Genomic DNA, 8,267 nt, shown 5'->3' with positions numbered 1-8,267 from the left:
GGGCTTGGGGATCAGGTCTCCAGCGGAGAAATGCCTGTTGCCCGGCAAGATGTGCTGGCGCCTGCCACTGTCGCGGGCGTTGCTGAAGCTCGGCTCGCTTGTGCCTCTTTCGGGCATGCGCACGGCGTGCTCGGAATCCGCGTCGGCAATCCTGCCGGTGCGGATCTGGTCGCGTATGCTCCGCTTCAATTCCTCGCGCGCGCGTCGGAGGAAGCGCTGGCGATTGCCGAGACTCTTGTCTTTCGGGTTCAGGCGGCGGTCGATGAAGATCGGCATGGAACCATCCGGGTTCTCTAACCCGCCCTGTTCACCCGCATGTACCAGTCCACAAGGCGACGAACCTGCCGCTCGGTGTAGCCGCGCTCGACCATCCGCTGCACGAATTCATTGTGCCGCTTTTCCGTGACGCTGTCCTGCTTGGAGCCGAAACTGATCACCGGCAGGAGGTCCTCGACCTGGCCGAACATGCGTTTCTCGATGACTTCCCGCAGCTTTTCGTAACTTGTCCACGCCGGGTTGCGGCCATGGTTTCTTGCACGGGCGCGCAGCGTGAATTTCACCACCTCGTTGCGGAAGTCCTTGGGATTGGCGATGCCGGCCGGCTTTTCGACCTGTGAAAGCTCGTTGTCCAAAACCTCGCGGTTGAGGATCTGGCCGGTGTCGGGATCCTTGTAGTCCTGGTCTTCGATCCAGGCGTCGGCATAGGCGATGTAGCGGTCGAAAAGATTCTGGCCATACTCGCTGTACGATTCCAGATAGGCCTTCTGGATCTCATGACCGATGAATTCGGCATACCGCGCGGCCAGTTCGGACTTGATGAACTCCAGATAGGCGGCTTCCGTCTCCTTCGGAAACTGTTCGCGCTTGATTGCCTCCTCCAGGATGTACATGAGGTGCACGGGGTCGGCGGCCACCTCTTCGGTGTCGTAGTTGAAGGTCTGCGACAGGATCTTGAAGGCAAAGCGCGTGCTGACGCCTGCCATGCCCTCGTCGACGCCGGCGGCGTCCCGATATTCCTGAACCGACTTTGCCTTGGGGTCGACTTCCTTGAGGTTCTCGCCGTCATAGGCGCGCATCTTGGTGTAGAGCGGTGAATTGTCGTGCTCGGCCAAGCGGGTCGAGACGGTAAACCGGCTGAGGATGTCCAGCACCTCGGGAGCGCAAGGACTGGCGGCCAATTCGCTCTCCCGCAGCAGTTTCTCGTAGATCTGCCGCTCTTCGGTTATCCGCAGGCAATACGGCACCTTGACCACGAGGATGCGATCGAGAAAGGCCTCATTGTTCTTGTTGTTCTTGAACTGCAGCCATTCCGACTCGTTGGAATGGGCCACGATGATTCCCTGGTAGGGAAAAGCGCCGAAGTTTTCGGTGCCGTTGTAGCTGCCTTCCTGGGTGGCGGTCAGCAGCGGATGCAGGACCTTGATAGGCGCCTTGAACATTTCGACGAATTCAAGCAGGCCCTGGGTAGTCCGGTTCAGTCCGCCGCTATAGGAATAGGCGTCCGGATCGGATTGGCTGAAGTTTTCCAATTGCCGGATGTCCACCTTGCCGACCAGGGCCGAAACGTCCTGATTGTTCTCGTCGCCGGGCTCGGTCTTGGCGATGCCGATCTGGCGCAGTCGCGACGGCATCAGCTTGACGACGCTGAACTTGGAAATGTCGCCGGAAAGTTCGTCGAGGCGCTTGGCTGCCCATGGCGAAATGAGCCCATTCAACCGGCGTCGGGCAATGCCGTATTTGTCCTCCAGCAGGTCGCCCATGCGATCAGGATGGAAAAGACCAAGCGGCGATTCGAAAACCGGGCTGACCTGATTACCGACCTTCAGCGTGTAGATCGGGCGCTGTTCCATCAATTTCTTCAGACGCTCGGCAAGGGAGGATTTGCCACCGCCCACGGGGCCGAGCAAATAGAGGATTTGCTTGCGCTCCTCGAGCCCCTGGGACGCATAGCGAAAATAGCCGGCGATGCGCTCGATCGTGTCCTCCATGCCATAGAAATCGGCAAAGGAAGGGTACACTTTCAGGGTCCGATTGGAGAAAATGCGGCCGAGCCGCTCATCCTTGCTGGTGTCGACCAGGTTCGGCTCGCCGATCGCCTCGACCATCCGTTCAGGCGCCGAGGCATACATCGACTTGTCCTCGCGGCAGGCAAGGAGATATTGCTGGATGCTGATCTCTTCCTGCGCCGCGTTGGTGTAAATTTCCGAAAACAGATCAAAGACGTCAGACTGGTTCTCTCGCATGATGCTTTTGCCCTCGGAGCCGCTGTGGCTTCCATTCGGCTCACCTCGCATTCAACTGTCGGGGGGTACCGTTTGTTCCCTTCATGTGAAGAGGTGGCTGCGATCGTAAGATTTGAGGCCACTCCGAGATCAAGGCGCTCGGTGCGGAGCGGCATTCAGCGCGGGTAGCGGGTGTGTTGCGAATCCCTGACTGGACGGCTGGGGCCGCCGCGTGCAGTCTTGCCTCGCCAGGAGACAGTGATGATCGATCGACGAAGCCTGATCATGGCCTCGGTGGCGGCGATGCTGCCGTTGGAAGCATCGGCCGCGTCGGAAACACGCCGACCCACGCCAAAGACCTTCGACTACGGGCCGGCCAAGCTCGACATCTATGCGCCCGATGGTGCAATCGGCCTGCCGGTCGTATTTTTCGTTCATGGCGGCACCTGGCAGTTTGGCAAACGCAGTCAGGTCAACGCCAAACCGGCCTTCCTGCTCGCCAACGGCTTCTGCTTCGTCTCCATCGACTACCGCATGTTGCCGCAGGCCGATGTCGCCACCCAGGCCGGTGACGTCGAAAAGGCCTACGCCTTCATCAGGGCCAACATCGCCCGGCATGGCGGCGATCCCAACCGCATTGTCGGCATGGGCCATTCGGCCGGCTGCCATTTGATTGCGCTGACCGGCATGCGCGGCGGATTGCCCGGCATAGCTGCGCTCATTCTCGACGATACCAGGGCCTATGATCTTGCAGCACTTGCCAGGAAGGGCGGCATGGTGCGGGCCTATGCCCGCGTCTTTTCCAATCCCGCGCAATGGGCGGCACTGTCGCCGGCCAGCCATGTCGACGGCCGCAAGCACCCGCCGACGTTCATTGCCTATTCGCGCGCCCCTGGCCGCGGCGAGGACTCCAAGGCCTTTGCCGAGCGCCTGCGCGCGACGGGCACCCAGGTCACACTGTTCGACGGCAGCGCCTACACGCATATGTCGATCAATCGCGATTTCGGCGAGGACGGTGACGCGCTGACCGCTGCCGCGCTGGCATTCCTGAAATCGACGGTTGGCTGATCTTTACAGCGCTGGATCAGATCAAAAATGGCGGCGGGATATTGCTGTGCGGGCGCGCCCGGGTGCAAGTGCTCTTCGATCGTGAGCGGGAGGGAATTGCATGAACGGCGCCGATGTCCTGTGTGACGTGCTTCTGGCCAACGATGTGACGGTCTGCTTTGCCAATCCCGGCACCTCCGAAATGCATTTCGTTGCAGCACTTGACCGCAAGCCGAAAATGCGTTGCGTGCTCGGGCTGTTCGAGGGCGTGGTGACGGGTGCCGCCGATGGCTATGCGCGGATGACCGATCGGCCGGCCGCGACGCTGCTGCATACCGGTCCCGGCCTGGCCAACGGGCTCGCCAACATGCACAATGCCCGGCGTGCCTTCAGCCCGATGATCAACATCGTCGGCGACCACGCCTCTTACCATCTGCCGCTCGATGCCCCGCTCACCAGCGATATCGAGAGCCTTGCGGCGCCGATGTCCAACTGGGTCGGCCGCGTCAAGGGCCCGGCCGATATCGTGCCGGCAGCTGAAGCAGCCTTTCGCGCCTCGCTGACACCGCCCGGCGTCGCGACGATGATCCTGCCGGCGGATGCTGCCTGGGGCGCAGTCGACGCGGTTTCGGTCGGCAAGGTGAAGCTGGTGCCAGCGCCGGCCGTCGATATGGACGCCGTGCGCAAGGTCGCCGCGGCGATCCGTACCGCTCCGGGCCGGGCAGGCATGATCGTTCGCGGAAAGGCCGCACGCGCCGATGCGCTCGCCATCGCCGGGCAGATTTCGACGGGCAGCGATGTCCGCCTGTTCGGCGAGGTTCTGATCGCACGGATGCAACGCGGGCGTGGGCGTGTCGCGCCGACCCGCATCCCCTATCCGGTCGATGCGGCGATGGCTGTGCTGAGCGACGTCGATGTTCTGATCCTGGTCGGTGCGAAGGAGCCGGTTGCCTTCTTCGCCTATCCGGGGAAACCGGGACGGCTCGTGCGGGAAGGCTGCGAGGTGCTGACACTGGCCGCCCATGGCGACGATCTGCATACGGCGCTGGAGGCGCTTCGCGACGAACTTGGCATCAAGCCGTCACAACAACAGGTGCTCGCGGCCGCTTTTCCCGACGAGGCAACGCCGAACGGCAAGCTGACGGAAGATGCCATCGCGCTCTCGGTGGCGCGCAAACTGCCGGCCGATGCGATCGTTTGCGATGAAGCGGTCACCTCGGCCAGGCGTTTCTTCGCGCTGTCGGCCTTTGCAGCGCCGCACGACTACATGATGGGCACGGGCGGATCGATCGGCGGCGGCATCCCGATGGCGACCGGGGCGGCAATCGCCTGTTCGGACCGCAAGGTGATCAACCTCGAAGCCGACGGCAGCGGCATGTACACGGTACAGGGATTGTGGACGCAGGCGCGGGAAAAGCTCGACGTGGTGACGATCGTGTTTTCCAATCGAACCTATGCAATCCTGCATGGCGAGATGAAGAATGTCGGCGTGGGCGCGATCGGCGAGAACGCCAGGCGCATGCTCGACCTCGACCATCCCTCGCTCGACTGGGTGTCGCTGGCCAAAGGCATGGGCGTGGAGGCGGCTCGCGCCGATACGTGCGAGCGCTTCGAGGCGCTGCTGGACAGCGCGCTGTCACGGCGCGGGCCGTTCCTCATCGAAGCGGTGCTCTGAGCGCGGCGAAAAACGATCGGCGGAACCGAGCTACCAGCGGGTCTTTTCGCCGGGAGCCGCCGGTTCGATCGCCAGCGCGTGCACGCCGGCCTTCAATTCGTCGGCAAGCAGTTCATTGACGGCGCGGTGACGGTCGATGCGGCTCATGCCGGCAAAGGCGGAAGCGACGACGCGGACGCGAAAATGCGTCTCGCCGGTGCCGTCATAAGTGCCGTGATGGTCGGAGCCGTGATGGTGGTGGCCGGCATGGAGATGGCTCTCGTTGATGATAACCAGCCTGTCCGGCGAAAATGCCTTATTGAGCTTGTCTTCCATGGTCGCCTGTATGGACATCGCCATCTCCCTTCACCACATATCGCTGGCGTCTCGGCCTGGAAACCGAAAATCGGTTTCGCAAGGGGCCGCCGCCGAGCAACAAAATCCGCCATTCGCCTGCTTTATGCCGCGATTCAGCGGTTAGGGCGATGATCGCGAAAATGTCAATTCTTGTTTCGCATCTGCGAACGCCCCATAAATGGGTAAGATGAAGCCGTACCCCAAATATTTCGAGAAGATTCGCGTCCGCCCCGACAAGGACGCGGAGCTGAAGTCGCACTCGCCGATCTGCCAGTGGGACGGCTGCAAGGAAGCGGGCACCCATCGTGCGCCGGTCGGGCGCATGAAGGAAGGCGAGTATTTCCACTTCTGCTTTGATCATGTGCGCGAGTACAACAAGGGCTTCAACTACTTTTCCGGCGTGCCGGACACCGAGGTCGCGCGCTTCCAGAAGGAAGCCATGACCGGGCACCGGCCGACCTGGAAGATGGGCGCCAACGGGGCCTCGACGCGGTCGTCGCCCGATATGGCCCAGATGCGTTCCGGCCGCGCCGGCTACTATAACCGCATGCGCGACCCGTTCGACCTGTTCAAGGGACCGAAGGATCCGCGCGAGGCGCGCGAGCGCAAGGCCAAGCCGCTTGAGGCCAAGGCGCTGGAAACGCTTGGTCTTGATACAAAGGCGACTGGCAAGGAGATCAAGGCGCGCTATAAGGAACTGGTGAAACTGCACCATCCGGATGCGAATGGTGGCGACAGAGGTTCGGAAGACCGGTTCCGCGATGTGCTGCAGGCCTATCGCGTGCTCAAACAGGCGGGCCTGTGCTGAGCGGCCATACGGTTCGTGTCGTTTTCCAACTTTCATAAGGTTGGAAAAGGCTCTAAGACCGCCCCCGGACAAAATCGATTGCCGGCGAAATCAGACGTTTCGCCCGTGGAGACGTTGAGAGATATGAACAAGGTCGATCGTGACATCGCCAACCTGCCCGACACGACGGTGTCGGTGAAGGAGAAATTCGGCTTCGAGTCCAAGATGGTGGTGCCGGCCTATTCGGTGACATCGGAGCATGTGCCGGACATCGATCCGGACTATCTGTTCGACAAGAACACGACGATGGCGATCCTTGCGGGCTTTGCCTACAACCGCCGCGTCATGGTGTCGGGCTATCACGGCACCGGCAAGTCGACCCATATCGAACAGGTCGCCGCTCGCCTCAACTGGCCTTGCGTGCGCGTCAACCTCGACAGCCATGTCAGCCGTATCGATCTCGTCGGCAAGGACGCGATCGTCGTCAAGGACGGTTTGCAGATCACCGAATTCCGCGACGGCATCCTGCCCTGGGCCTACCAGCACAATGTCGCGCTGTGCTTCGACGAGTACGATGCCGGCCGTCCGGATGTGATGTTCGTCATCCAGCGCGTGCTGGAATCGTCGGGCCGGCTGACGCTGCTCGACCAGAGCCGGGTCATTCGCCCGCATCCGGCCTTCCGGCTGTTCTCGACCGCAAACACGGTCGGCCTTGGCGACACCACCGGCCTCTATCACGGCACCCAGCAGATCAACCAGGCGCAGATGGACCGCTGGTCGATCGTCACCACGCTGAACTATTTGCCGCACGACAACGAAGTCGCCATCGTGCTGGCCAAGGCCAAGCACTATCGCGACGGCAAGGGCAAGGACATCGTCAACAAGATGGTGCGCGTCGCCGACATGACGCGCTCGGCCTTCATCAACGGCGATCTGTCGACCGTGATGAGCCCGCGCACCGTGATCACCTGGGCCGAGAATGCCGAGATATTCGGCAATATCGGCATGGCGTTCCGGCTGACCTTCCTCAACAAGTGCGACGAACTGGAGCGCTCGGTGGTGGCCGAGTTCTATCAGCGCGCCTTCGGCGAGGATCTGCCCGAGAGCGCCGCCAACGTGGTGCTGGGCTAAGCAGGGTCTCGATGGCGGGTCCGGGCGACAACACGCGCAACAAGTCGAAGACGGGGTCTGAAGCCGATAGCTTCAAGCGTGCCGTTACCGTCTGCATGCGCGCCATTGCCGGCGACAAGGAACTGGAGGTCGGTTTCGCCAAGGACCGGCCGGCGCTCGCCGGCAGCCGCGCGCGCTTGCCGGAGCTGCCCAAGAAGGCATCGAAGACCGATATTGCGATCACCCGCGGCCTCGGCGATTCCATGGCGCTGAAGCGCGCCTGCCATGATGTGCGCATCCACACCAAGCTGGCGCCGGAAGGCAAGGCGGCCCGCGCCATCTATGACGCGGTCGAGCAGGCTCGCGTCGAGGCGATAGGCTCACGCGCCATGCAGGGCGTCGCCGACAATATCGGCTCGATGCTGGAGGACAAATACGCCAAGGCCAACCTCGTCGACATCAAGGACAAGGCCGACGCGCCGATCGAGGAAGCTCTTGCCCTGATGGTGCGCGAGAAGCTGACCGGCCGCCCGGTCCCGAAAAGCGGCGAGCGGCTGGTCGAACTTTGGCGCCCCTGGGTCGAGGAGAAGGCCAAGGCCGACCTCGACGGATTGTCGGCCAAGCTCGGCGACCAGCAGGCGTTCGCCCGGGTCGTGCGCGAGATGCTCGCCTCCATGGAGATGGCCGAGGAACTCGGCGACGACCAGGAGACGGAAGATTCCGAGGACAATGACGACAACCAGCCGCAAGGCGAGGAGCAGAGCGAGGAGGGTGGCGAAGAGGATTCCGGCTCCGAGCAGTCGCAGTCCGAGGATGCCGAAGCTTCCGCCGATGACGAACAGTCGGCCGAGACGGAAGCCTCCGACGCCACCGCCGACGATCTGTCCGACGATGACGACGCCGATGCCGAAACACCCGGCGAGGCGCGCCGCAACGACAATCCCTTCACCAATCTGCCGAAGGAGATCGACTACAAGGTCTTCACCACGGCTTTCGACGAGACGGTCGGCGCCGAGGAGCTGTGCGAAGAGGAAGAACTCGACCGGCTGCGCGCCTTCCTCGACAAGCAACTGGCCAATCTGTCCGGCGT

General features: G+C 62.4%; 7 protein-coding genes and 1 pseudogene. 5 read left to right on the top strand and 3 right to left on the bottom strand.

Annotation, left to right across the window (positions count from 1 at the left end):
• Positions 1 to 276, bottom strand: a 276-nt coding sequence (locus tag EN964_RS16670; RefSeq protein WP_127276549.1) for a DUF444 family protein, incomplete at its 3' end; no start/stop codon positions are given.
• A gap of 17 nt (positions 277 to 293) precedes the next feature.
• Complete coding sequence (locus EN964_RS16665; RefSeq protein WP_013529362.1) at positions 294 to 2,243, bottom strand: PrkA family serine protein kinase; 1,950 nt, start codon at positions 2,241 to 2,243, stop codon at positions 294 to 296.
• Between the two features lie 240 nt (positions 2,244 to 2,483).
• Here EN964_RS16665 and EN964_RS16660 point away from each other — a divergent pair, with 240 nt between their 5' ends.
• Positions 2,484 to 3,290: an alpha/beta hydrolase gene (locus EN964_RS16660; RefSeq protein ID WP_127266965.1), complete on the top strand. Its 807-nt coding sequence runs from the start codon at positions 2,484 to 2,486 to the stop codon at positions 3,288 to 3,290.
• 100 nt (positions 3,291 to 3,390) lie between these two features.
• Positions 3,391 to 4,944, top strand: coding sequence for an acetolactate synthase large subunit (locus tag EN964_RS16655; protein WP_127266964.1), 1,554 nt, complete (start codon positions 3,391 to 3,393; stop codon positions 4,942 to 4,944).
• Positions 4,945 to 4,974: 30 nt separating this feature from the next.
• Here the strand turns inward: EN964_RS16655 and EN964_RS16650 are convergent, their stop codons facing one another.
• Positions 4,975 to 5,277, bottom strand: coding sequence for a BolA family transcriptional regulator (locus tag EN964_RS16650; protein WP_013529365.1), 303 nt, complete (start codon positions 5,275 to 5,277; stop codon positions 4,975 to 4,977).
• 181 nt (positions 5,278 to 5,458) lie between these two features.
• Between EN964_RS16650 and EN964_RS16645 the strand changes: the two genes are divergently transcribed.
• From EN964_RS16645 to EN964_RS16635, 3 genes and pseudogenes are all read left to right on the top strand, one after another.
• Positions 5,459 to 6,088, top strand: coding sequence for a J domain-containing protein (locus EN964_RS16645; protein ID WP_013529366.1), 630 nt, complete (start codon positions 5,459 to 5,461; stop codon positions 6,086 to 6,088).
• Between the two features lie 123 nt (positions 6,089 to 6,211).
• Positions 6,212 to 7,198, top strand: coding sequence for a cobaltochelatase subunit CobS (gene cobS, locus EN964_RS16640; protein ID WP_013529367.1), 987 nt, complete (start codon positions 6,212 to 6,214; stop codon positions 7,196 to 7,198).
• 11 nt (positions 7,199 to 7,209) lie between these two features.
• Positions 7,210 to 8,267 (top strand): annotated as a pseudogene (locus tag EN964_RS16635) (cobaltochelatase subunit CobT); the annotation flags it as partial.

This window comes from Mesorhizobium sp. M7A.F.Ca.CA.001.10.2.1, from assembly GCF_003998575.1.
Taxonomy (GTDB): Bacteria; Pseudomonadota; Alphaproteobacteria; order Rhizobiales; family Rhizobiaceae; genus Mesorhizobium.
This window is presented reverse-complemented; position numbering and strand designations above follow the sequence as displayed.